24 protein-coding genes are annotated in these 23,872 nt (G+C 70.2%); 17 read left to right on the forward strand and 7 right to left on the reverse strand.

The genetic code is table 11. The features are described from left to right. Positions 1-72: 72 nt before the first annotated feature. Both AC5L3X_RS16565 and AC5L3X_RS16570 read right to left on the reverse strand, forming a co-directional pair. Positions 73-810 carry an SAM-dependent methyltransferase gene (locus AC5L3X_RS16565; RefSeq protein ID WP_494857813.1) on the reverse strand — a complete coding sequence of 246 codons (738 nt, stop codon included), beginning with the start codon at positions 808-810 and terminating at the stop codon, positions 73-75. A gap of 79 nt (positions 811-889) precedes the next feature. After that, positions 890-2,668 carry a hypothetical protein gene (locus AC5L3X_RS16570; protein ID WP_494857814.1) on the reverse strand — a complete coding sequence of 593 codons (1,779 nt, stop codon included), beginning with the start codon at positions 2,666-2,668 and terminating at the stop codon, positions 890-892. A gap of 66 nt (positions 2,669-2,734) precedes the next feature. Between AC5L3X_RS16570 and AC5L3X_RS16575 the strand changes: the two genes are divergently transcribed. Further along, positions 2,735-4,015 carry a hypothetical protein gene (locus tag AC5L3X_RS16575; RefSeq protein WP_494857815.1) on the forward strand — a complete coding sequence of 427 codons (1,281 nt, stop codon included), beginning with the start codon at positions 2,735-2,737 and terminating at the stop codon, positions 4,013-4,015. Between the two features lie 65 nt (positions 4,016-4,080). Here the strand turns inward: AC5L3X_RS16575 and AC5L3X_RS16580 are convergent, their stop codons facing one another. After that, the gene (locus AC5L3X_RS16580; protein WP_494858198.1) at positions 4,081-4,956 is read right to left on the reverse strand and encodes an MBL fold metallo-hydrolase; all 876 of its coding nucleotides are present in this window, start codon (positions 4,954-4,956) and stop codon (positions 4,081-4,083) included. Positions 4,957-5,116: 160 nt separating this feature from the next. Between AC5L3X_RS16580 and AC5L3X_RS16585 the strand changes: the two genes are divergently transcribed. Beyond that, a complete protein-coding gene (locus AC5L3X_RS16585; protein ID WP_494857816.1) occupies positions 5,117-5,518 on the forward strand; it encodes a single-stranded DNA-binding protein in 402 nt (133 codons plus the stop codon). A 138-nt stretch (positions 5,519-5,656) separates the two neighbouring features. Here AC5L3X_RS16585 and AC5L3X_RS16590 read toward each other — a convergent pair whose 3' ends face one another. Further along, a complete protein-coding gene (locus tag AC5L3X_RS16590; RefSeq protein WP_494857817.1) occupies positions 5,657-7,066 on the reverse strand; it encodes a DUF1015 family protein in 1,410 nt (469 codons plus the stop codon). Positions 7,067-7,176: 110 nt separating this feature from the next. Between AC5L3X_RS16590 and AC5L3X_RS16595 the strand changes: the two genes are divergently transcribed. Then, a complete protein-coding gene (locus AC5L3X_RS16595) occupies positions 7,177-7,599 on the forward strand; it encodes a tetratricopeptide repeat protein (protein ID WP_494857818.1) in 423 nt (140 codons plus the stop codon). Positions 7,600-7,859: 260 nt separating this feature from the next. After that, positions 7,860-8,831 carry an HAD-IIA family hydrolase gene (locus AC5L3X_RS16600; RefSeq protein ID WP_494857819.1) on the forward strand — a complete coding sequence of 324 codons (972 nt, stop codon included), beginning with the start codon at positions 7,860-7,862 and terminating at the stop codon, positions 8,829-8,831. A gap of 305 nt (positions 8,832-9,136) precedes the next feature. Here AC5L3X_RS16600 and AC5L3X_RS16605 read toward each other — a convergent pair whose 3' ends face one another. Further along, positions 9,137-9,484 (reverse strand): SCP2 sterol-binding domain-containing protein, encoded by a 348-nt coding sequence (locus tag AC5L3X_RS16605; protein ID WP_494857821.1) that lies wholly within the window; start codon positions 9,482-9,484, stop codon positions 9,137-9,139. A 124-nt stretch (positions 9,485-9,608) separates the two neighbouring features. On the opposite strand from AC5L3X_RS16605, the gene AC5L3X_RS16610 reads away from it, so the two are divergent. The 13 genes from AC5L3X_RS16610 (at position 9,609) to AC5L3X_RS16670 (ending at position 22,234) form a co-directional block, all read left to right on the forward strand. Beyond that, complete coding sequence (locus AC5L3X_RS16610; protein ID WP_189126834.1) at positions 9,609-9,767, forward strand: hypothetical protein; 159 nt, start codon at positions 9,609-9,611, stop codon at positions 9,765-9,767. Next, complete coding sequence (locus AC5L3X_RS16615; protein WP_494857823.1) at positions 9,764-10,576, forward strand: TlyA family RNA methyltransferase; 813 nt, start codon at positions 9,764-9,766, stop codon at positions 10,574-10,576. The genes AC5L3X_RS16610 and AC5L3X_RS16615 overlap by 4 nt, the downstream gene beginning before the upstream one ends. Then, positions 10,573-11,472 (forward strand): NAD kinase, encoded by a 900-nt coding sequence (locus AC5L3X_RS16620; RefSeq protein ID WP_494857825.1) that lies wholly within the window; start codon positions 10,573-10,575, stop codon positions 11,470-11,472. Before AC5L3X_RS16615 ends, AC5L3X_RS16620 begins: the two co-directional genes overlap by 4 nt. 63 nt (positions 11,473-11,535) lie before the next feature. Then, positions 11,536-13,245 (forward strand): DNA repair protein RecN, encoded by a 1,710-nt coding sequence (gene recN / locus AC5L3X_RS16625; RefSeq protein ID WP_494857827.1) that lies wholly within the window; start codon positions 11,536-11,538, stop codon positions 13,243-13,245. A gap of 73 nt (positions 13,246-13,318) precedes the next feature. After that, positions 13,319-14,515: a putative cytokinetic ring protein SteA gene (steA, locus tag AC5L3X_RS16630; RefSeq protein WP_189126944.1), complete on the forward strand. Its 1,197-nt coding sequence runs from the start codon at positions 13,319-13,321 to the stop codon at positions 14,513-14,515. Further along, complete coding sequence (locus AC5L3X_RS16635; RefSeq protein ID WP_494857829.1) at positions 14,512-15,489, forward strand: copper transporter; 978 nt, start codon at positions 14,512-14,514, stop codon at positions 15,487-15,489. Before steA ends, AC5L3X_RS16635 begins: the two co-directional genes overlap by 4 nt. Position 15,490: 1 nt before the next feature. Beyond that, positions 15,491-16,345, forward strand: a complete 855-nt coding sequence (locus AC5L3X_RS16640; protein WP_189126839.1) for a hypothetical protein — start codon at positions 15,491-15,493, stop codon at positions 16,343-16,345. Positions 16,346-16,420: 75 nt separating this feature from the next. Continuing rightward, positions 16,421-18,055 carry a murein biosynthesis integral membrane protein MurJ gene (gene murJ / locus AC5L3X_RS16645; protein ID WP_494857831.1) on the forward strand — a complete coding sequence of 545 codons (1,635 nt, stop codon included), beginning with the start codon at positions 16,421-16,423 and terminating at the stop codon, positions 18,053-18,055. A 15-nt stretch (positions 18,056-18,070) separates the two neighbouring features. Continuing rightward, on the forward strand, positions 18,071-19,198 hold the full coding sequence (locus AC5L3X_RS16650; RefSeq protein ID WP_494857832.1) for a glycosyltransferase family 4 protein: 1,128 nt from the start codon (positions 18,071-18,073) through the stop codon (positions 19,196-19,198). A gap of 179 nt (positions 19,199-19,377) precedes the next feature. Beyond that, positions 19,378-20,364 (forward strand): TerC family protein, encoded by a 987-nt coding sequence (locus AC5L3X_RS16655; protein WP_189126946.1) that lies wholly within the window; start codon positions 19,378-19,380, stop codon positions 20,362-20,364. A 108-nt stretch (positions 20,365-20,472) separates the two neighbouring features. Continuing rightward, positions 20,473-21,114: a phosphatidylserine decarboxylase gene (locus AC5L3X_RS16660; RefSeq protein ID WP_494857833.1), complete on the forward strand. Its 642-nt coding sequence runs from the start codon at positions 20,473-20,475 to the stop codon at positions 21,112-21,114. After that, a complete protein-coding gene (gene pssA, locus AC5L3X_RS16665) occupies positions 21,101-21,925 on the forward strand; it encodes a CDP-diacylglycerol--serine O-phosphatidyltransferase (protein ID WP_189126842.1) in 825 nt (274 codons plus the stop codon). Before AC5L3X_RS16660 ends, pssA begins: the two co-directional genes overlap by 14 nt. A 36-nt stretch (positions 21,926-21,961) precedes the next feature. Then, a complete protein-coding gene (locus AC5L3X_RS16670; RefSeq protein ID WP_225263750.1) occupies positions 21,962-22,234 on the forward strand; it encodes a hypothetical protein in 273 nt (90 codons plus the stop codon). 1 nt (position 22,235) lies between these two features. Here AC5L3X_RS16670 and AC5L3X_RS16675 read toward each other — a convergent pair whose 3' ends face one another. After that, positions 22,236-22,892: an MBL fold metallo-hydrolase gene (locus AC5L3X_RS16675; protein ID WP_189126843.1), complete on the reverse strand. Its 657-nt coding sequence runs from the start codon at positions 22,890-22,892 to the stop codon at positions 22,236-22,238. Then, positions 22,889-23,683 carry a maleylpyruvate isomerase family mycothiol-dependent enzyme gene (locus AC5L3X_RS16680; RefSeq protein WP_494857835.1) on the reverse strand — a complete coding sequence of 265 codons (795 nt, stop codon included), beginning with the start codon at positions 23,681-23,683 and terminating at the stop codon, positions 22,889-22,891. Before AC5L3X_RS16680 ends, AC5L3X_RS16675 begins: the two co-directional genes overlap by 4 nt. Positions 23,684-23,872: the final 189 nt, after the last annotated feature.

The following is a 23,872-nucleotide window of genomic DNA, read 5'->3' on the forward strand; positions in this document are numbered from 1 at the left end:
CGCTGGTTCCATCACCGAGCCCGCCTGACCACCGCCTATCTCCAGGTCAACTAACGAATGGCGGCTGCCGTACTAGGAGCGGAGGACGAAGACACCCCATCCCAGGTACTGCCGGCCGTACTCAAGGTGAGAGCGCCGCGACTGGTTGAGGAAGTCACGAATGGCCGGAGCGTCGGGATCCTCTGAGTTGTGCTGGAGCCATTCGCTGAGCGTCCACCATTGGCTGGCTACATACCTGTCCCAGCTGTCCACGTTGGACATGACCATTTCCACCAATTCGAGGCCGGCGCTTTCGAACCGTTCGCCCGTGCCCGCGAGCGAAGTGAACGTGTCCCGGGCGATTCCGAGTGATTCGTAAGCCTCGTCTGGGGGAGGGGTCGCCCAGTAGCACTCACCGACCAGGGCCAGCCCGCCGGCACGCAATGGTGGGCGCATCAGGTCGAGAGTGCCGAGCAGACCATCGCCGATCCAGGTCGCACCGAGACAGGAGACGATGTCGTACGCTCCTGGTTTGTCCTTGTATTCTGCGGCGTCGGCCTCGACGAAGGTCACCTGCTCGGAGACTCCGAGCTCGTGGGCGCGGTCTCGGGCAGCAGCGAGAAAGACCTTGCTGATGTCCACGCCGACCCCTGTCAGGCCGTAGCGGGATGCCCAGCGAGCCAGCAACTCTCCCTTGCCGCAAGCCAGGTCCAGCTGGCGAGTTTCCGGGGTGATGCCGCAGATCTCCCCCAGCAGGTTGAGCTTGTCGTCCGTGAGGGGGTTCAGTATCCGGTGCCTGGACTCGGCGATCTCGTGGAAACGCAGTGACATGCATAGCAGTGTTCCGGACGTACGTCTTGGAGGCGACTCAATAAGGCTCTCGTCAGGCGCGTGGACGTTCTGGAGCTTGCTACGCTGAGAAGGAGCGGGCCGCCCCCACGGGTGGCCTTCGTCGCGTAAGGCCCGAGGGCGGGCGGCGACCAGCCACGGCAGACCGTGATTTGCGTACGGATCTCGCTGAGTGAGCCAACGAAATGGACCAGAAGTGAACAGAGATAACGGATCGGACGGCGGACAGTCCGGGCGCGGCGACAGCGAGGAAAGGCGGTCGCCCAGAAATACAGAGGGTGAGGCCGGTTCCCGCGGGCGCGAGGAGCGCGAAACCAGGGGCGACCGTCCGTTCCGTTCCGGCGAGCGCTCCAACGACCGTGGACAGCGGCGTGATGGTGACGACCGCCACTCGTCGCGGGACCGGGGACACCAGACGGAGCGGCCTGGATTCCGCGGCCGGGACGACCGCGGTGGCAACCGTGACAGCGCCCCGAGAGGTAGTTACGGCGGTGACCGGGGTCCGCGTCGTGACGATGACCGGCGTTCGTTCCGTGACCGCGATGATCGTGCTCCTCGTCGTGAGGGCGGGTACGGCGGTGGTCGTGGTCCGCGTCGTGATGACGACCGGGGATCCTTCCGTAACCGTGACGACCGCAGCCCGCGCAGTGAGGGCGGGTACGGCGGTGATCGTGGTCCGCGTCGTGACGATGACCGGCGTTCGTTCGGTGAGCGTGATGATCGCGGTCCTCGTCGTGAGGGTGGTTACGGCGCGGATCGTGGTCCGCGCGGTGAAGGCGGTTATCGCGGTCCGCGACGCGAGGGCGGTTACAGCGGAGACCGTGGTTCGCGCGGGGACAGTGGCCCGCGTCGCGAGGGTGGGTACAGCGGCGATCGCGGCCCGCGCCGTGAGGGCGGTTACGGTAGTGATCGCGGTCCCCGTCGCGAGGGCGGTTACAACGATGATCGCGGTCCGCGTCGTGATGACGATCGGCGTTCGTTCCGTGACCGTGATGATCGCGCTCCTCGTCGTGAGGGTGGTTACGGTGCGGATCGTGGTCCCCGTCGCGAGGGCGGGTACGGCGGTCCGCGTCGTGAGGGTGGATTCGGCGGTGATCGTGGTCCGCGTCGTGATGACGATCGGCGTTCGTTCCGTGACCGCGATGATCGCAGCCCGCGCAGTGAGGGTGGATTCGGCGGTGATCGTGGTCCGCGTCGTGATGACGATCGGCGTTCGTTCCGTGACCGCGATGATCGCAGCCCGCGCAGTGAGGGCGGGTACGGCGGTGATCGTGGTCCGCGTCGTGACGATGACCGGCGTTCGTTCGGTGAGCGTGATGATCGCGGTCCTCGTCGTGAGGGTGGTTACGGCGCGGATCGTGGTCCGCGCGGTGAAGGCGGTTATCGCGGTCCGCGACGCGAGGGCGGTTACAGCGGAGACCGTGGTTCGCGCGGGGACAGTGGCCCGCGTCGCGAGGGTGGGTACAGCGGCGATCGCGGCCCGCGCCGTGAGGGCGGTTACGGTAGTGATCGCGGTCCCCGTCGCGAGGGCGGTTACAGCGGAGACCGTGGTCCGCGTCGCGAAGGCGGTGACCGGGGCTCGCGCGGCGAGGGCGGCTACGGTGCCGGTCCGCGTCGCGATGACGAGCGCCGTCCCTTCCGCGACCGCGATGATCGTGGACCTCGTCGTGATGATGATCGGCGTTCGTTCCGTGACCGTGACGACCGCGGCCCTCGTCGCGAGGGCGCTGACCGGGGTCCGCGGCGTGAGGGCGGCTACCGGGATGACCGGGGTCCGCGGCGCGAAGGCGGCTACCGGGATGACCGGGCGCGACCTTTCTCGCGTGATCGCCAGGAGCACCCCGAGGACGGCACCCGTGCCCGGTATGGCCGGAATGACCGCGAGGACAACATGGGGCGTGAGAGCATGCCGGAGCTCGCGCCTGACATCACCGCCGACGAACTCGACAAGGAAGTACGTGACGAACTCCGTTCGCTGCCTACGGACCTTGCCGAACTGGTGGGCAGGCACCTCGTCGCCGCGGAGCGCGCACTCGAAGAGGATGACACCGACAAGGCGCACGAGCACACCAAGGTGGCGCGAAGGTTCGCGGCCCGCATCGGTGTCGTCCGTGAGGCGGCGGGCATTGTCGCCTATCGCGCCGGCAACTTCGCCGAGGCGCTCAGTGACCTGCGTGCCGCCAGGCGGATGACCGGATCGGACGCGTACCTCCCGATTATGGCCGACTGCGAGAGGGGCCTTGGCCGCCCCGAACGGGCCCTCGACCTGGTCCGGTCGCCTGAGGCTGAGCGTCTCGAACGGGCTGAGCGCATCGAGCTGTCCATCGTCGAGTCCGGTGCGCGCCGCGACCTCGGTCAGCACGACGCCTCCGTGATCATCTTGCAGCGCCTGCCCGAGCTACGTGATCCGCAGCCGAAGCCGTGGTCGGCGCGGCTGGCATTCGCGTACGCCGACGCGCTGGCCGAAGCGGGCCACCCGGAGGCGGCGACTGACTGGTTCGCCAGGGCGATGGCCTTCGACGAAGACGGCGAGACCGACGCGGCGGAGCGCTACGCCGAGCTCACCGGCACTGTCATCGAGGACATCGAAGAGGACTTCGATGACGAGTTCGAGGCGGATGAACAGGACGCGGAAGCCGTCCTGACCCCTGCCGAAGATCTGCCCGACAAGACGAAGAAGCCGGCGCCCGCTGACGGTGAAGCCGGAACGCGGGACAGCGCCGAGCCGGAGGGTGCCGCGGACGTGGCGCCATCGGACCTCGGCGGCAAGCAGGACGGCCCGGAGACGACCGAGCCCAAGGACGTCGCCGCGAAGTCGCCTGAAACGGAGGATGTTCCGGAGTCACCGGTGATTGGTGACACGACGGACGCCACCGGGGCAGGCGACGTGAACGAAGCGGCGGAGGCGAAGGATCTGACCTCGGCGGAATCCGGTGAAACAGAGGCCGTCTCCGAGTCAATATCGTCGGCTGGTGCGAAGGTTGTCCCCGAATCGGCTGACGGCGTCGACACCGGAGTGTCCGGTGACGGGGTGGACTCCGACGATGACGGGGAGGCCGCTGGTGAGACGGTTGTGGTGAAGGGCGATACGCCCGACATCAACCTGGCGTTCATCGAGCCGGACTTCGGCGACATCTTGGATGAGCCTGACGAACCAGCCAAGGAACATCCCAAGCACGACAACTGACGTCTTATGAGACGTTACTGCGGCGGGTGGCCCCCAGGGGTCACCCGCCGCAGCAATCTGAGGTTCTACGGTGAGACGCGGTCGAGCCAGTGGATGATGCCGGCCACGTTGGACGCGGCGCCGCTGAGCAGTTCGAACTGTTCGGCCGTCTCGTCATCGGACTTCAGTGCGGTGTAGCGCTCCTTGGTGCGTTCTCTGACCATGGCGACGGCGTGGTCCAGATCCACGCCCTCCGCATGCGCCTGGCGGGTCAGATCGACCCAGATGCGGAGTTCCTCCGCAGAGCGTTCCAGTGTCTCCTGTACCGCGTCCACGGGCCCATAGTGGCTGAACAGCAGCCGTTGCGGCCCAAGCGCCCCGAACAACGCGATCGAGTCGAGTGCCGTCCGCAGGTCGAAGTCCGGCGGCGGGGTGGCCGGACGCAGGTCGCCGGTCTGTGGCAGGTAGACTCCGGCCGCGTCGCCTACGTAGAGGTCACCGGTGCCCGAATCGATCAGGCCGACGTGGTGCTTGGCATGACCGGGGGAGTAGTGGCTGTTCAGTGTCCTGCCGTTGCCCAGGTCGATGGCGCCGGTGTCGCCCAGCGCCACGATCCGCTCGGCCTCGGTGGGGGACAATTCACCGAAAAGCGTGTCGAGCCGGTCGCCCCACACCATCCGGGCGCTGGCCATCAGTCGCGATGGGTCGGCCAGATGCCTGGCGCCCTTCTCATGCACGACGATCTGCGCGTTCGGGAAGAATCTCGCGATGTCCCCGACCCCTCCGGCGTGGTCGAGGTGGATGTGCGTGACGACGACCGTGGCCAGGTCCTGAGGTCCGACGCCAAGCGAGGCCAGCGCGTCGCGCACGATCGGGGCCGACGTCGAGGTGCCGGTCTCGACGAGACACGGCCGATCCCCCAGGATCAGATATCCAGCGGTGATGCCCGAATACCCCGCCATTCTCGTGTCGATTTCATACACGTCTCCGCCTAGGGCGGTGATGTTGTCCACAGGCAGCTCCCGAGCGTCGGCCACTGTCCCCAGAACGGCGTTCGGCCGATCCGGCTCTCTGCTCATCGTAGAGAGTGATCCTCACCAGACCACAGACGGGAGGACGACAGTGGACCGCAACGAGGTCGTGCTGGTGGGGAGGCTGTCCATGGCAGCCGAGGACAAGACGTTGCCGAGCGGCGACACCCTGACGAAATGGCGCCTGGTCGTACGACGGCGCCGCCGTCACAAGCGAGGTGAGGCTCTGACGGACAGCATCCCGTGCGTGACCTTCGACCCCGAGACGGCCGCCTTCGTTCGCAGTCTCGATCTCCAGGACACCCTGGAGGTCATGGGCGCCTTTCGTTGCCGCATCTACGGCCCGGCCACCGCCAAGGTTTGGCGTTACGAGGTGGAGGTGTTCACTGCCAAGGCAGTAGAGGAGGCGACGTGCCCGGTTCCCGAGGTGACGCCCGTGGACCTCGTCACCCGGCCACCCCGTGCGGTGGCATCCCTCGCTCGAGCGGGCTGAATCCCCACTCCGTAGCGCCGTGGCCATGGTCCCGGGCGCCTGATTCACCTGCGGCCCTCCTCAGGACGCCGCGTCCGGAGGCTCGTGATCAGGTCCCTGTGAGGCCGGTGGCGCGGTTCCTGCGGATGAGCGGGGAGGTCAGTCGATGGCGAAGGTGCGCAGGACGAGGCCGGTGCGGGGCTTGGGGCCGAAGGAAGTGGACTTGCGGGGCACCCGTTCGCCGCTGGCGGCCACGGCCAGCACGTCCTCGACGGCGAGAGGCTTGAGGATCACGGCCGTGCCGCCCATGCTGACGGCCAGCCGGGCAGCGGCCTCCGCGTCGTGGTGCACCACGCGTACGGCCTGTTCGTCATCCCGCATGCCCCACACCCGCGGCATGACGAACTCCGTCAGGATCGAGGTGTTCAGGGAGTTCCATCGGTCGGAGCGGTCGGCGGGCATCGCGAGGGCGAGCTGCACCGGGTCAGGATTGGTCAGCAGGTGGCAGCCGCCCTCGCCGGCGATCAGAAAGGCCGGTTCCGGGGCGGCGTCGAGCGCGGCCAGGCCCTCGGTGAGGGTCGGGTGGTCCTGTACGCGCCACGAACCCTTGGCCCTGGCGGCCGCCTCGTCCAGCGGCAGGCCTGGGACGACCCGGTGGATGGCCTTCAGGTCGGGCGGGTACGCGGAGGAGTCGACGAGCAGCGCCAGCCCGAAGTCCCACGGGCCCAGCGCCCGCTCGTCGGCCGAGCCCGAGGCGCCGGGCGGCGACGAGGCGGCGACGTCCAGGGGGCTGGGCTGAGACGTCGCGCGCGCGGCGTGCTCCTGACGTTGGAGTACGCGATATGTCGCGTACCTGTGGTGACCATCGGCGATGAGGGCCTGGCGGCTGCGGAGGTCGGCGTTGACGGCGTCGATCTCCGCCTGGTCCGTGATCGCCCAGAGGCGGTGGTCGAGGCCGTCCTCTGTCCGGGCGCTCACCAGCGGCGCACGGTTCACGGCCACCTCGTCCACCAGGGTGGTGGCCGTGCTCTGGGCGCCGTCGTACAGGAGGAAGATCGGTTCCAGGTTGGCCTGGGTGGTGCTCATGAGCGCGAGACGGTCGGCGACCGGGCCGGGCAGCACGTCCTCATGAGGCAGGATGATGCGGCGCGCGGGGTCAGTGAGGGCCACGTCGCCGATGATCCCGCGTTGCAGCACGCCGGGGCCGCTCTGCTCGTACACGTAGAGCGCCGGGCGTTCGTCCGATGCCAGCACGCCGGAGTCGAGCCAGGCGCGCAACGTGTCCCGGGCCTCGACATACCTCTCTTCGAGGGGCTTGTCGGACCGGCTGGCGGGGGAAGGGTCAGAAGACGCGCCACCGGACGTGGGCGGAAACGATGGCGACGCGCCGGGAAGGATGAGGCGGACGACATTGTTGGGATGTGCGTTGAGGAGTACGCGGACGTCGCCGTCGGAGATCAGATCGTAGGGCGGGGAGGTCACCCTGGCGGGCTCGTCGACAGTGAAACGGACGCCACGGAAGGGCCGCAGCACCAGTCCATCGGGTACCGGCAGTTCATGAATCCCCATACCGGGCATGCTCCCATAAAGATCCGAGTCTTCCGGAAATCCCCACACCTCAGCCGTTCCGAGATCGCGGTGTCCAGCGGATCCGTCGTCTGCAGAAGGAGGCCTCACGCATGGTCCAAGGACGAAACGTCCACGATGATTCCCCTGGAGCCCCAGAGGGGGACGTATACGAGTGGTATCAGCGGGGGGTGAAGCTGCTCCGCGAAGGTAGTCCCGCGGCTGCCGCGGCCCTGCTCGAGCGTGCCGCGACGGCCGAGCCCGACTCCCGTAGCATCCGTGAGGCTCTGGCCCGGGCGCAGTTCAACTCGCGGCAGTATTCTGACGCCGCCGCGAGCTTCCGCCAGATCGTGGACGCCAATCCGGCGGAGGACTACGCCTATTTCGGGCTTGGCCTGGCGTTGTGGCGGACGGGCGATGTGGAGGGAGCCCAGGAGCCCCTCGCGATCGCCGTGGCCATGCGCCCGGACGAGGGCCACTACGTGTCCGCTTTGAAGAGCGTCCGCGCCACCTTGCGTGCCCGCCGCGAGATGTGACCTGCGCTACTTAAGGTGAAGTCCGCTTCATGTGAGATGGCGGGCAGGAGCGCTGTACGGCTCGCCAAGGCCGTGGTGGATCTCGTACGCGCGTCTTCGGCGGCGAAATCGCCGAACGGTTCCGTCCGTGCTGGGGTGAGATCGGGCTGTGCTGGGGTGAGATCGGGTGGTTCGGACATGGTCGGCCTTCCTAGGGTGGGTAGGAGGTCCCCGACGCTAAGGTCTCACGCGACGTGAGAGCCGAACCGGAATGAGGCGCTGTGCTGATCGACGGTTATGACACCCTGCTGCTCGACCTCGACGGGGTCGTCTACCTGGGCGACCACGCGGTTCCCGGCACGCCTGAGGCGCTGGAGGCGGCACAGGGCACGGGTGTCCGCCTGGCGTACGTCACCAACAACGCCTCGCGCACCCCCGCGGTCATCGCCGGCCATCTGCGTAGGCTGGGCGTGCCGGCGACGGCCGACGACGTCGTAAGCTCCGCTCAGGCGGCCGCGCGGTTGGTCTCCGAACGGGTGCCACCGGGGTCGAACGTGCTGGTCGTCGGTGGGTCCGGCCTGCGGCTGGCGGTGCGAGACAGGGGTCTTCGGCCGGTGACCACGGCGCTGGACGCGCCCGCCGCGGTGGTGCAGGGTTTCGCGCCGGGACTCTCCTACGGGCTGTTGGCGGAGGGCGCGCTGGCGGTGCGGCAGGGAGCGCTGTTCGTCGCGTCCAACGGCGACCACACCATGCCCACCGGCCGCGGTGAGCTACCGGGCAACGGCTCGATGGTGCGGGTGATCGCCACGGCGACGGGCGTGGAGCCGTTGTACGCGGGCAAGCCCGACCCGCCGCTGCACCGGGAGTCGGTGATCCGCACCGGGGCCCGCCGGCCGCTGGTCGTGGGCGACCGGCTGGACACCGACATCGAGGGGGCGGTCAACGCGGGCGTGGACGGCTTGGTGGTGCTCACCGGAGTGGCGACACCGCTCGACCTGCTCACTGCCGGTCCCCGGCAGCGGCCGACGTACTTGTCGGAGGATCTGTCGGCGCTGCTCGAGCCCTACCCGGAGGTGCGGCACGGCGGTTGCGGCGGTTGGCGGGCCCGCTGGGTGGACGGCGTGCTGCGACTGGAGGGCGACGGGAGCCGGATCGACGGCCTGCGTGCCGCCTGTGACGCCGCGTGGGCGGCGGCGGGAGCCGGACGGGCGGAGGAGGACGCGGTCAAGCACGTGCTCGACCGCGTCGCGTGACGGCGGCTCGGCTCGGGCGGCGCGTTCAGCGGTCTGGCGGGCGAACTGCAAGGAGCCCCCGGTGCCCGCAGTCCACGGTGCCCGCAGTCCACGGTGCCCGCAGTCCACGGTGCCCGCAGTCCACGGTGCCCGCAGTCCACGGTGCCCGCAGTCCACGGTGCCCGCAGTCCACGGTGCCCGCAGTCCACGGTGCCCGCAGTCCACGGCCGGCAGTGGCGCCGATGAGGAGACCCAGGTGTTCGCCCGTCGCCAAACAGTTGATGAAGTCACTGAATATCCGCGAGGCGACTCAGGTCAGCGGGCCGTCAGATCAGACGACGCAGGCGCAGCAGGTCGCCGAAGCTCGCGTCGATCTTCACCTTGCCCCCGAGCAGCGCGCGGGCCAGGTCGAGCTCCCCGTTGACCATCGACACGAGATCGTCGCTGCCGATCGTCAGCCTGACGTCAGCGGATCTGCCGTCCGTGGGAGGTTCCTCAAGAAACGGGTCAAGTCCGTCGTGGTGCAGGCGGCCGTAGAACGTCACGGCAAGGTCGGGAATTCGGCAACTGACCGTGCGCTCGACCACGTGCCTGGCCCGGTCCTGCTCGTCGATCTCGTCGAACTGGGCGACGAGCTTGGCCAGTGCCGCCCGGCACTCCTCGACGCTTGCCATGGTGCCCATCCTTTCTGACCTCTGGGACGTAGCGTTCCACATCAATCGCGGCCGCCATGACCCTTCAACGTCTGACACGCCTGCCAAGGTGCCGGGCGCTCCCGAGAGGCGTTACCGTCGTGTCATGAGTGCGCTGCCGGAGGAGACCGGCGACGAGCGGGTCGACGCCGTGCTCGACGGCCTCGGTCGTCTGGCCGGGCTGCCGGTGAGCGACCATGTGGCGGTGTTCGAGGAGGCGTTCTCCGGGCTTGAGGCCGCCCTCGCCGACGTGGACGACCAGTGAGCCGCCGGATCCGTCTGGACAGCGAGCTGGTACGACGGGGCCTCGCCCGGTCGCGTGAGCAGGCGGCCCAGCTCATCGAGGCCGGCCGGGTCTCCGTCGGCGGCCGTCGGGCGGGCAAACCGGCCACGCAGGTCGACACCGCCTCACCCATCGTCGTGGCCGAGTCTCCCGACGGGCCCGACTACGTCTCGCGCGGAGCCCACAAACTGCTCGGCGCGCTCAAGGCGTTCGAGAGCCTGACCGTCGAGGGCCGCCGCTGCCTCGACGCGGGCGCGTCCACCGGCGGTTTCACCGACGTGTTGCTGCGCGCGGGCGCCGCCCACGTGCTCGCCGTCGACGTCGGCTACGGTCAGCTGGCCTGGTCGCTGCGCACCGACGAGCGGGTCACCGTGATGGAACGGGTCAACGTCCGAGACCTCACCCCCGACATGGTCGGCGAGCCGCCCACGCTGGTCGTGGGCGACCTGTCGTTCATCTCGCTGCGGCTCGTGCTGCCCGCCCTGGCTGGCGTGGCCGCTCCGCGAGCCGACTTCGTGATGCTGGTCAAGCCGCAGTTCGAGGTGGGCAGGGAGCTCGTGGGAGCCGGCGGGGTGGTGCGCGACCCCGAGCTCAGGGCGGGAGCCGTGCGCGAGGCGGCGGGCAGCGCGGTCCGGCTCGGCCTGGAGGTGCGCGGCGTCACCGCCAGCCCTCTGCCGGGGCCCTCCGGCAACGTCGAATACCTCCTCTGGCTGGGCAAGGGCGAGGGCGCGCCGCCGGTCGCCGACCTCGAGGCCGAGATCCGGCGTGCCGTCGCGGAGGGGCCGCAATGAACCGGACCGTCCTGGTCACCGTGCACACCGGGAGAGAGGCGGCCGTCGACAGCGCCCGCCTGGTCATCAGCCGTCTGGTCGACGCCGGACTGACCGTCAGAGTGCTCGACCTGGAGGCGCCCGAGCTCGCCTGTCCGGGCGCCAAGGTGGTGCCCGGCGACGCCGACGCTGCCAAGGGCGCCGAAGTCATGATCGTGCTGGGCGGCGACGGCTCGCTGCTGCGCTCGGCCGAGCTCGCCCGCCCCACCCGCACGCCGCTGCTCGGCGTCAACCTCGGGCACGTGGGGTTCCTGGCCGAGGCCGAGGTGGCCGACCTCGCCGCGGCGGTCGACAGCGTCGTCGCCGGCCGCTACGACGTCGAGGAGCGCATGACGATCGACGTCCTGGCCCGGCAGAACGGGCAGGTCATCGCCGACACATGGGCGCTCAACGAGGCGACCGTGGAGAAGCGCGACCGCATGCTGGAGGTCGTGGCCGAGATCGACGGGCGGCCCCTGTCGCGCTGGGGCTGCGACGGGGTGATCTGCGCGACCCCGACCGGATCGACCGCCTACGCCTTCTCCGCCGGCGGCCCGGTGGTCTGGCCGGAGGTGGAGGCGCTGCTCATGGTGCCGATCAGCGCCCACGCGCTGTTCGCCAGGCCGCTGGTGGTCTCGCCGCGCTCCACGCTGGCCATCGAGATCCTGCCCGACACGCCCGGCGGGGTGCTGTGGTGCGACGGGCGACGCCGTTTCGACCTGCCGTCCGGCACCCGGGTGGAGGTCCGCAGGGGCTCCGATCCCGTACGGCTGGCGCGATTGCACGGGGTGGAGAGCACCGGCGCGCCCTTCACCGACAGGTTGGTCGCCAAGTTCGAACTGCCCGTTCAGGGGTGGCGCGGAAGGGTGCGTCCCTGAGTGAATGAGCGGTGAGGCGCGTAGGATCATGCGCACAGGTGTTCGGAGCGACGGGAGTGGGCAGTGCGACCAAGGGTCGAGGAGGTCCGCATCCAGGGGCTCGGCGTCATCGATGAGGCCGTGCTCGAGCTTTCGCCGGGCTTCAACGTGGTCACCGGCGAGACCGGCGCGGGCAAGACGATGGTCGTCACCGGGCTCGGGCTGCTGTTCGGTGGCCGGGCCGACCCGTCGCGCATCAGGCCGGGCGCCGACAAGGCCACCGTCGAGGGCACGCTCGTCATCGAGACCGGCGGCCGGGTGGCCCAGCAGGTCGAGGACCTCGGCGGCGACGTCGACGACGGCGAGCTCCTCATCTCCCGCACCGTCTCCGCCGAGGGCCGGTCGAGGGCCTGGCTCGGCGGTCGCAGCGTCCCTGTCGGCACCCTGACCTACCTGGCCGACGACCTGGTGGCGGTGCACGGCCAGATGGACCAGCAGCGCCTGCTCCAGCCCGCCAGACAGCGCGCCGCGCTCGACCGCTACGCGGGAAACGGCCTGGTCAAGCCGTTGCGTGCCTATACGCAGGCGTACAAACGGCACAAGCAGGTGAGCGCGCTGCTCGACGAGCTCACCACCCGGGCACGCGAGCGTGCCCACGAGGCCGACCGGCTCAGGTTCGGCCTGGAGGAGATCGAGAAGGTCGATCCCAAGCCGGGCGAGGATGTCGAGCTGCGCGGCGAGGAGGAGCGGCTCTCGCACGCCGACGCCCTGCGCGGCGCGGCCACGGGCGCCCACACGGCGCTGCTCGGCGACCCGATGGAGGCGGCGAGCGACGCCCGGGACGTGATCTCGCTGCTCGGTGAGGCGCGCGCGGCCGTCGAGGCGGCGGGCGACTTCGACGCGCAGCTGGCCGGGATGGCCGAGCGGCTGGCCGAGGCCGGCTACCTGATCTCCGACGTGGCCACCGATCTGGCCGCCTACGCCGAGTCGATCGAGGCCGACCCCGCCCGGCTGGCCGCCGTGCAGGAACGCCGGTCGCTGCTGTCCGGGCTGATCCGCAAGTACGGCGAGGACAGCGCCGGGGTGCTGGCCTGGGCGCGCGAGGCGGCGGCCCGGCTGGCCGACCTCGAGGGAGACGACGACCGCATCGAGGAGCTGACCCGCGAGCAGGAGGAGCTGACCGCGCAGCTCACCGAGCTGGCGGCCAAGCTGACCGCCGTGCGTGAGGCGGCCGCCGAGCGGTTCGGGCAGGCCGTCACCGAGGAGCTGACCGCGCTCGCCATGCCCCACGCCAGGGTCGTCGTCCAGCTCACCCAGGCCGCCGACTTCGGCCCCGAGGGCGTCGACGAGGTCGAGCTGCGCATGGCCGCCCACCCCGCCGCTCCGCCGCTGCCGCTCAACAAGGGCGCCTCGGGCGGCGAGCTGAGCCGGGTCATGCTCGCCATAGAGGTGGTGTTCGCCGGTGCCGATCCGGTGCCGACCTTCGTGTTCGACGAGGTCGACGCCGGAGTGGGCGGCAAGGCCGCGGTCGAGATCGGCCGCAGGCTGGCCCGGCTGGCCCGCACCGCGCAGGTCGTGGTCGTCACCCACCTGCCGCAGGTCGCCGCCTTCGCCGACCAGCACCTCGTGGTCGAGAAGGCCGGTGACGGCAGCGTCGTGCGCAGCGGCGTGCTGGCGCTCGACCATGAGGGCAGGGTCCGCGAGCTGTCCCGCATGCTGGCCGGACTGGAGGATTCCGAGCTGGGCAGGGCACATGCCGAAGAACTCCTCGGGCTGGCCGCGGCAGACCGGTGATCCGATGTGACATAGCGGACACACCGCGTACTGAATGGCCTCCCCGCCGTTTCACTCTGGCAGGATGGTCATGATGAAGGTTCCGGGGAGCAGAATGCCGGGCCTCCGTGCGAAGAAGGTCGCGGACCTTCCCGGTGTCACGGCTGTGGCGAGAGTCGATCGGCGGACGAAGAGGCTGACCAAGCGCCTCCAGCCCGGTGAGATCGCGATCATCGATCACGTCGACGTGGACCGGGTCAGCGCGGAGGCTCTCGTCGCGTGTGGTGTCGCGGCCGTGGTCAACGTGGCGGCGGGCATCAGCGGCCGCTATCCCAACCTGGGGCCACAGATTCTTGTCGAGGCGGGCGTGACGTTCGTCGACAACGCCACGCCGGAGCTGTTCGAACGTGTCCAGGACGGCGACGTCGTCCGCCTGCACGAGGGTGTCGTCTACCTTGACGACGAGCTCGCCGGCAAGGGCGACGAGCAGACGGCCGAGGCCGTCGACGCGGCCATGGCCGAGGCCCGAGCCGGCCTCGCCGTGCAGATCGAGGCCTTCGCCGTCAACACCATGGAGTACGTCCGCGGCGAGGGCAAGCTGCTCATCGACGGCGTCGGGGTGCCCGACATCCGCACCCCGATGGAGGGCCGGCACGCCCTCATCGTGGTGCGCGGCTACCACTACAAGGAAGACATCGCGACGCTGCGCCCCTACCTTCGCGAATACCGGCCGGTGCTCATCGGCGTCGACGGCGGCGCCGACGCGCTGCTCGAGGCCGGCTATCTGCCCGACGTGATCGTGGGCGACTTCGACTCGGTCTCCACCAAGGCGCTCACCTGCGGCGCCGAGCTGGTCGTGCACGCCTACCGCGACGGCAGAGCTCCGGGCCTCGAACGGGTCCACCAGCTCGGTCGCGAGGCCGTGCTCTTCCCCGCCACCGGCACCAGCGAGGACATCGCCATGCTGCTGGCCGACGACAAGGGCGCCGAGCTGATCGTCGCCGTCGGCACCCACGGTACCCTCGAGGAGTTCCTCGACAAGGGCCGGTCCGGGATGGCCAGCACCTTCCTCACCCGGCTGCGCGTCGGCAGCAAGCTCATCGACGCCAAGGGCGTCAGCAGGCTCTATCGCAGCCGCATCTCCACGCCGCAACTGCTGTTGCTGGTGATCACGGCGCTGATCACCATGGGCGTGGCGCTCTTCCTGTCGCCGCTCGGCCAGACCTGGCTCAACGGCCTGCAGGACGTCTGGAACGCATTCATCTTCTGGTTGGTCGGACTCTTCTCGTGATCGATTTTCGCTATCACCTTGTCTCCATCGTCGCGATCTTCCTCGCGCTCGCCGTGGGCATCGTCCTGGGCACCACGCTGCTGCAGGAGCCCGCTCTCAAGTCGGCCGAGGAGCTGACCGCCCAGCTGGCCAAGACCAAGGAGGAGCTGCGCACCCAGGTCAACCTGCTGCAGGGCCGGGAAGCCGGCAACGACGCGTTCGTCAGCGAGCTCACGCCCAAGCTCGTCGCGGGCGAGCTCAACGGCGAGCACGTGCTGCTGATCGAGGCGCCGGGCTCCAGCTCCGCCAACCGCGAGGCGCAGCACCAGGTCCTCCTGCAGGCGGGAGCGGCGATCACCGGACGGGTGACGCTGACCGACAAATACCTCGACCCCGCCAACGCCGGCCTGATCGACGGGCTGGTCAACCAGCTCAAGCCCGCCGACATGGTGTTCACCGAGGGGGCCGCCACCTACGACAAGGCGTCCACCCTGCTCGCCGCCACGCTCATGACCACCGACCAGGGCCAGGCGGGCACCGCCAACCAGGCCACCGCGGCCGTGCTCGACGGCTTCGAGACCGGTGGCCTGCTCAGCGTCGACGACGAGCCCGAGAAGCGGGCCACCCTCGCCGTGATGTTCGCGCCGGAGGAGCCCTTCGAGGGCAAGTACGCCGCGGTCCAGGCCGGCGCCCTGGCCTCGCTCGCCGGCGGGCTCGACGCGGGCGGCAAGGGCACGGTGATGACCGGCAGCGGGAGCTCCGCGGTCGGCCCCGGAGGCGCGCTCACCACGGTCCGTGACGACGGCGACATCGCCAAGCGTGTCTCCACCGTCGATACTCCCGACATGCCGGCGGGCCAGATCGTGATCGTCTACGCTCTGCGGGAGCAGGCGCGCGGCGGCGTCGGCCAGTACGGCATCGGCGCCGGAGCCTCGGGGCCCATGCCCGCGCTGCCCACCTCGTCCCCGTCCCCCTCCAACGAGTCAGGGAGCTGACATGGCCCGTGGCCTGCTCTACGCACTCGCCGGCGCCGCTCTCGGCGCCGCCGCCGCCCGTGCCGCCTACACCGCGCTCACCCGCGGGCGCGGGCAGGGCGACCCCGGTGACCGCTGGACCCGCAAGAACCATCGGGGCGAGCCCATCACCCTCCTCGAAGGGCCCGCGTTCGTGGCCGGCTCGGGCGCCGCGCTCGCGTGCGCGCCCGGCCTCCCCACCCGGGTACGGCTGGCGGCGCTGCTCGCCGGGGGCGGCAGCGGAGCGCTCGGCGCCTACGACGACCTGTACGGCACGACGTCCTCCAAGGGATTCAAGGGACATCTGAGCGCGCTCACGCGTGGCGAGGTCACCAGCGGCGCGGTCAAGATCCTCGGCATCGGCGCCACCGGTCTCGGCGCCGCCGCGCTCGTCTCGACCGGCCCGGTCGACACCCTGGTCAACGGCGCCACCGTCGCGGGCGCCGCCAACCTGGCCAATCTCTTCGACCTGCGCCCCGGACGGGCGATCAAGGTCGGACTGCTCGCGGGCGGGCCGCTGCTGGCCGCCTCCCTCCTTCGTGACCGGCCGGTGAGCGCAGCCCTCACGGCGGTGCCCCTGGGGGCGGCCGCGGCGCTGCTGCCCGAAGACCTCGGCGAGCGGGCCATGCTCGGCGACGCCGGAGCCAACGCGCTGGGTGCCCTGCTCGGGCTCGCGGCCGTGACCGGGCTGGGCCGGCCGGGCAGGCTCGCGGTGCTCGGCACCGTCGTCGCGCTCACGGCCGCGGCCGAGAAGGTCAGCTTCACCAAGGTGATCGCGGGCAACCAGGTCCTCAACCGTCTCGACATGCTCGGCCGCCGCCCGGCCGCCGCCGTGTGACCGGACCTGGCTCGGCGGACCGGTCATCCGCGTGGCCTGCCAGGATGTCAGCGTGACCGGCTACAGGCGGGCGTCGTGACCTCGAGGCTGGCCCGTGGCGTGGCGGGTGGAGCCCTGCTCATCGGCGCGATCACCATCCTGGCGCGGGTCATGGGCTTCGCCAAGCAGTACGCCTTCGCCCAGACCGTGGGCACCAACTGCCTGGCCACCGCCTACGCCACCGCCAACCAGGTGCCCAACATCATCTTCGAGGTGGTGGTCGGCGGGGCTCTGGCCGGCGTGGTGGTCCCGGTCCTCGCGGGCGCGGCCGGCGCCGAGGCGCCGGCGGGGCGGGAGCGGGTGGAGTGGATCAGCTCCGCACTGATGACCTGGGTGGTCGTCGTGCTGGTGCCGCTCGGCCTGCTCACCGCGCTGTTCGCCGAGCCCGTCGCCGGCTTGTTCTTCGGCGACGCCCTGAAGGGGTGCGACGCCGGCGCGGTCACCGCCGTCGCCACCCGCATGCTGGTGGTGTTCGCCCCCCAGATCCCTCTGTACGGCGTGGCGGTCGTGCTGTACGGCGTGCTCCAGTCACACCACCGCTTCGCCTCGCCCGCCCTGGCGCCCCTGGTGTCCAGCGTGGTCGTCATCGTCGCCTACCTGGTGTTCGTCCCGCTCAGCGGTGGCGACACCGACCCGGGCGCCGTGCCCTCGGCCGAGCTGGCCCTGTCCGTCGGCACCAGCCTCGGCGTACTGGCGCTCGTGCTCACCGTGATCGGCCCAACGGCCGGGCTCGGTCTGCGCTGGCGGCCCACGCTGCGTTTCCCCGAGGGCGTCGCGAGGCAGGTGCGCAGGCTGGCGCTGGCCGGGGTCGCCGCGCTGCTCGCCCAGCAGGCAGCGATGATCGTGGTGCTGCTGCTGTCCAACAACGTCATCGGCAACGGCGCGATCGTGGTCTACAACTACGCGTGGGCGATCTACCTGGTGCCCTACGCCGTGCTCGCCGTGCCCATCGCGACCAGCGCCTTCCCGCGCCTGTCCGCGCGGGCGGAGGCGGCGGACAGCGATGGCTTCGTCACGCTGGCGGCGGGCACCACGCGGGCGGTGGTGCTGGTGTCCGGGCTCGCCGCCGGGGTGCTGGCCGCCGTCGCCGGGCCGGGCGCCGTGGTGTTCCTCGGTTTCAAGAGCGACGTGCCGGCCGCCGACTTCGCCCGGGCCGTCGCGTTGTTCGCGCCCGGCCTCATCGGCTACGGGCTCATCGCGCACCTGACCCGGGTCCTCTACGCCGCCGGAAAGAGCCGGGCCGCGGCGACCGGCACCGTGGCGGGCTGGCTCGTCGTCATGGCCGCGCAGGTCGTCTTCGTGCCGGCCTTCCCCGACGGCTGGAAGATCGCCGGGCTGGCGCTCGGCATGACGGTGGGCATGACCGTGGGAGGCGGACTGCTGCTGGCATCCGTCGTGTCCGCCCGGGGACGCGGGACGGCGAAGGGACTGGGCCGGGCCGCCGTGGCCGCCGTGGCGGGCGGCGGCGCCGCCTACCTGGCCGGCGCCGCCGTGGTGGCCTGGATCGGCGCGCGCGGCATCTGGCCCAACATGGGCGCGGTCGTCCTGGCCGCGATCGTGGCGACGGCCGCCGGAGGGCTGGTCGTCGCGCTGGTGGACCGGGCCGACGCCCGGGCGGTGGCCCGTCGGCTCACGCGCGGCGGTCCGTCGCGCGGGCCGGGCGGGATCTGAGAGAAAGGAACTCCTGTGCGGGTGGCATTCGTGCTGGGCACCACGTCCGGCGGCACGGGCAGGCACGTCCACATGCTGGTGGAGGGGCTGGTCCGGCGCGGCCACCAGGTGCTGGTCGTCGGGCCGCGCAGCGTCGAGGAGCGTTTCTCCTACACCGGCGCGGGCGCCCGCTTCGCCGAGGTGACCGTCTCGGACCGGCCGCATCCGTTCAACGACGCGCGGGCGGTGCTCGCCATCAGGCGGCTGACCCGTGGCGCCGACGTCGTGCACGCCCACGGCCTGCGGGCCGGTGCGCTCGCGGCGCTGGGCCGCCGCTCTCCCCGGCGCGGCTCGTCCCGGGCGGTCGCGGCGCGGGCGCCGCTGGTCGTCACGCTGCACAACGCGCTCACCGCAGGCGGGCTCATCGGGCTCGTCTACGGGCTGCTGGAACGCGTCGTGGCCGGGCGAGCCGACCGGGTGCTCGTCGTCTCGCCCGATCTCGGCGAGCGGATGGCCGCTCTCGGGGCCCGCGACGTGCGAGCCGCCGTGGTGCCCGCGCCCCCGCCGCCGCCCGCGCGGCGCGGCCCCGAGGAGGTGCGGGCCGAACTGGGCGCCGGGCGGCGTCCCGTCCTGCTGACCATCGCCAGGCTCGCGCAGCAGAAAGGCCTCGACACCCTGCTCGACGTCGCGCGCGGCCCGTGGCCGGACGACGACCCGGAGCGGTCGCCCCTGTTCGTGGTGGCGGGGGAGGGGCCGCTGTGGGAGCCGCTGCAGGCCAGGATCGACGCCGAGCGGCTGCCCGTGACGCTCCTCGGCAACCGTGACGACGTGCCCGACCTGCTCGCCGCCGCCACCGCGGTGGTGGCGACCGCCCGGTGGGAGGGGCAGCCGCTCAGCCTCAGCGAGACGCTCATGGTGGGCAGGCCGGTGATCGCGACCGAGGTGGGCGGGATTCCGGACCTGCTCGGCGGTGCCGGCGTGCTGGTCCCGTACGGGGACGTCGAGGCGCTGCGCCGTGCCGTACAGGAGCTGGTTGGGGATCCGGGGGTGGTGGAGAGGATGGCGGAGGCGTCCGCGCGGCGCGGCGCTGAACTGCCGGACGCGGATGACGCGGTGGAGAGAATTATGTCCGATTATGGACAGGAAGATCGCACGAAGGATTAGGCGAGGGTTAAGCGTTCTCGTATACTGCGTGCGTTAAGGGAGGGGAGTATCCCTTCGCGGCAGCCTCGTCATCACGGTGTAGCCCCGCTCCACGGGGCCCCCGGGGCTGCCGGTCCGCGTGTTCGGCGGGCGGGAGAGACCTCCGGCAGTTTTTTCTCGCATGCCGGAGGTTTAGTCACGTGAGCGTACCCTTGTGGGCTTGGATCGCCGTGATCGGCGGTCTGCTGGTCATCCTCGCCGTCGATCTGTGGATAGTCGACCGGGGCGAGGCCCGCGAATTCTCGATGCGGCAGGCCGGTTACTGGGTCACGTTCTACATCACGCTGGCCGCCGCCTTCGGCGTGGTGCTCTGGATGACGGCGGGTGCCGCCAAGGCGGGTGAGTTCTTCGCCGGTTACATCACTGAATACAGCCTGAGTGTCGACAACCTGTTCATCTTCTTCATCATCATGAGCCGGTTCGCGGTGCCGAAGGCCTACCAGCACAAGGTGCTGCTCATCGGCATCCTGCTCGCGCTGGTCATGCGCGGCATCTTCATCGCCCTCGGCGCCGCCGCCCTCGAGCGGTTCAGCTGGCTGTTCTACGTGTTCGGTGTGTTCCTCATCTACACCGCGGTCAACATCGTGCGCGGGCACATGAAGGGTGACGACGAGGGGGACTTCAACGAGAACGTGCTGCTCAGGTGGGTGCGCAAGGCGTTCCCGACGACCGAGGGATACGTCGGCTCCAAGATCACCGTGAAGATCGACGGCAAGCGCATGGTCACGCCCATGCTGATCGTGATGATCGCCATCGGCTCCACCGACCTGTTGTTCGCGCTCGACTCGATTCCGGCGATCTTCGGCCTCACCACCGACCCGTTCGTGGTGTTCACCGCCAACGCGTTCGCCCTGATGGGCCTGCGTCAGCTGTACTTCCTGCTCGGCGGGCTGCTGCAGCGCCTGGTTTACATCAGCTACGGTCTCGCGTTCATCCTCGGGTTCATCGGGGTTAAGCTGATATCGGAGGCCTTGCACGCCAGTGGGGTTTCCTGGGCGCCCGAAATCCCCATCTGGTTGTCGCTCACTGTCATCGGCAGCACCATGGTCATCACCACTGTGGCCAGCTTGGTCAAGGCCCGCGCAGACGCGCGCAGGAGCGAGGAAAGCAGCCCTACCAGGGGCTAGCTAAATGGCTTTCGAGGCGCTTTGCTTGTGTAGTTCCGCCGTGTAATAGTTGCTGACCCCGTAACATCACGGCAAAGCGCCCAGTCCAGCCACCACCAAAGGTTGTCCGTGTCAGACGATTCTGCCCAGTCGAACCGCCTCAGACTCGCGCGCGGGGTGTCCCCGTGGCTCATCCCCACGGTGGCCGCGGCGGCCGCCACCGCGTTGCTGACGCGCCGGGACCGGCGATGGGCGCTCGCGGCGCTGCCGCTGGGCGCGCTCACCGGCGGCATGCTCTGGTTCTTCCGTGACCCCGACCGCACGCCAGGCGAGGGGCGCGTCCTGTCGCCGGCCGACGGGGTCGTGCAGAGCATCGACCCCTGGCCCGACGGCCGCATCCGTGTCGCGATCTTCATGAGCCCGCTGAACGTGCACGTCAACCGTGCCCCTCTTGCGGGAAATGTCCTGTCCGTGCAGCATGTGGCGGGTGGCTTCCTGCCGGCTTTCAACAAGGACAGCGACCAGAACGAACGCGTGGTGTGGCATTTCGACACCGCGCTCGGTGACATCGAGATGGTGCAGATCGCGGGCGCGGTGGCGCGCAGGATCGTGCCGTATCTGAGCGCGGGCGCCAAAGTCGCGCAGACCGACCGCATCGGCCTCATCAGGTTCGGTTCCAGGGTCGACATCTACCTTCCCGAAGGGATCTCTCCCGCGGTGTCCGTGGGCGAGAAGACGATTGCGGGGGTGACCAGAATTGACCACGGCTGATGCCGGCAGTTGGCAGGAGGAAGAGGAAGAACTCCGGGGCCCGGTCGGAAAGGCGTTCCGGCTCTCGGCCGCCGACTCTCTCTCCCTGGGCAACGCCCTCTGCGGTTTTCTCGCGGTCTGTGTTCTGGCCTCCTCCGCCATCCAGTCGCTCAAGGACGGCGGTGACTTCACCCCCGCGCCGAGCTACTTCGCGACCGCGGTGGTGCTGCTGTTGATCGGTGCCACCTGTGACCTGTTCGACGGTCTGGTCGCGCGCCGGTTCCGTGCCTCCGCGATGGGCGCCGAGCTCGACAACCTCGCCGATGTGATCAGTTTCGGGTTCGCTCCCGCGTTCATGGTCGTGATCTGGGGCGGCTTCACGCACCAGGTGCCGTTCGTCGCGGTGCTGGCCGCCGCGGGTGCCGTGCTCGTCGCGGGAGTCGTACGCCTGGCCAGGTTCGCCTGTGTCAAGACCAAGAGCGGCGACTTCATGGGGCTGCCCATCCCGATGGGCGCCATGACCGTGATCTCCATCGTGCTGCTGTTCGAGCCCAGCATCTACGCGCTGCTGGCGGTGCTCGGCGTCGCCTGGCTGATGGTCAGCCGCATCGAGTATCCCAAGCCCAAGGGGCAGCTCGCCGCGGTCGTCCTCGGATGGATCATGGTGAACGTCGCATTCCTCGCCTTCTGGGTGGCGCGGCCGGAGGGTGGTGACCTGCCCATCATGATCGGCGCCTCCATGCAGATCGCGTTGGTGGCGGCGATCCCGCTCCGGATGCTGTTCTACAAGCGGTCGCAGCGCAGGGAAGCCGAGCGGGTCATCAGCAACTAAGGCGATTTTTCGGCCTTCTTCGGCTTTGATGGAGCCATGTCGGCCATGCCGCGCGAGCACACGCGCACGTACTTCCTCGGCAAACTGGCCCAGGAGCTCGAAGCCCGCGGGCTGACCGCCATTCTGCGCGCTCATCCGCCCGCGCTGCGGATCAGCGACCCGGACACCGCGATCCTCGCCGAGACCGTCGACTGCGTGCCGCTGGCCGACGGATGGTTCTACCGCTGGTCGTGGGGCGAGGTCGTCGGGCTCGCCGACGACCCCGCGCTCGCGGCCCAGCGGATCGCCAAGGTCCTCGCCGGGCGCTGAGCTACCAGCCCCGCTCCTTCCACTCCTGGAGCGAGGGGCGCTCGGCGCCGAGCGTGGTGTCCTTGCCGTGGCCCGGGTAGACCCAGGTCTCGTCGGGCAGCCGGTCGAAGACGCGCTCCACCACGTCGGTGTAGAGCTGGGTGAAACGCTCGGGGTCGTTCCACGTGTTGCCCACCCCGCCGGGGAAGAGCGAGTCGCCGGTGAACAGGTGCAGGTCGGAGCCGCCCCCGTCGTAGAGCAGCGCGATCGCGCCCGGCGTGTGACCGCGCAGGTGGATCACCTCAAGGGTGACCACGCCGACCGTGATGCGGTCGCCGTGCTCCACGGTCCGGTCGGCAGGCAGCGGCAGCGCGGCCGCGTCGAGCGGATGCACGAGCACCTTGGCGCCCGTCACCTTGACCACCTGCTCCAGCGCCTGCCAGTGGTCGCCGTGCTGGTGGGTCGTGACCACCGAACTGATCGGCTGGTCGGAGATCAGGGCCAGCAGCCGGTCGGCCTCCGCGGCCGCGTCGATGAGCAGCCCGTCGCCGGTCTCGACACAGCGCAGCAGGTAGGCGTTGTTGTCATAAGGCCCGACTGCCAGCTTGTAGATCGTCAGCTTGGCCAGCTCGCGGACGTCGGCGGGACCGCCGACCTGGACGTCGCCTGTGTAGGTCATGGATAGTCCTTCGGGGGCGTCTCGGGCAGATCAGCGGGAGCGAGCGTCGTCAGCCACGGCGGCGGCGCCGGGACGGTCGCCGGGCCGGGCCCGGACCGTTGCCCCGCCAACACCAGCCTAACCCCCCGCCCGTCGGACCTGCCCGTGAGCCAGGCCAGTAGGTCGGCCCGCAGGCCTTCCACCGCCGGTCCGTCGCCGAGTCCCCGCCAGGTGCCGGCCGGCGTCCCGTCCGCGCTGAGCATCCTGATCTCGCTGACCGGGCTTCGCTCGTACGGCCACGTCCGCAGGCAGTCGTGCAGCTCACGCGTGACGAACGGCCCGGACCAGTCGGCCGGCCCGAAGCCGGCGTCGAGGTCGACGTGGTGCATGCCGATCTCGCGCAGCCGCCTGACCAGGATGTACCAGGCGGGATGCGACGTCGGGCGCAGGCCGGCGACCGGTGCGGACCAGGCCTCCCCGGGCAGCCCGTCGATGGCCGCGGTCAGGCGGGCGGCGCTGTCCTCCAGATCCGCCAGCTGCTCGGCGGCCCCCCGGCCGGATCCGGCCTCGATCCCGGCCTGCCTGGCCTCGGGGGTCGCGTACTGTGGTGTCTTGACGCCGGTCCTGGCCCAGGTGAGCAGGTTGACGTGGCTGTCGGCGTTCCGGGCCACGTGGGTCAGGACGTGCCCTCTCGTCCAGCCGGGGAGACGGGAGGGGGCGGAGACGTCGCCGTCGGACAGGGTCGCCGCCGTGGCCAGCAGGTGGTGGGTGGCCACGGCCAGCTCGGCTTGCAGCGCAGGAATAACTGTCATGCCAGATATTTCATCACCTGTGGTGGAGCGTTGGCCCTGGCATAAAAGGCCAGGTCATGCGGTTGACTGGAGAAGGCATCCTGCCGGGGTGGCGGGAGGCCGTAACCTGAGAGGGACGGATTTTCGGAGGGTGGACAGCGACCCGCCGAAATTGTCGGAGCCCCCGTCTACCATCCCCGTGGACCTATC

It is taken from the genome of Nonomuraea sp. CX421, from assembly GCF_059358955.1.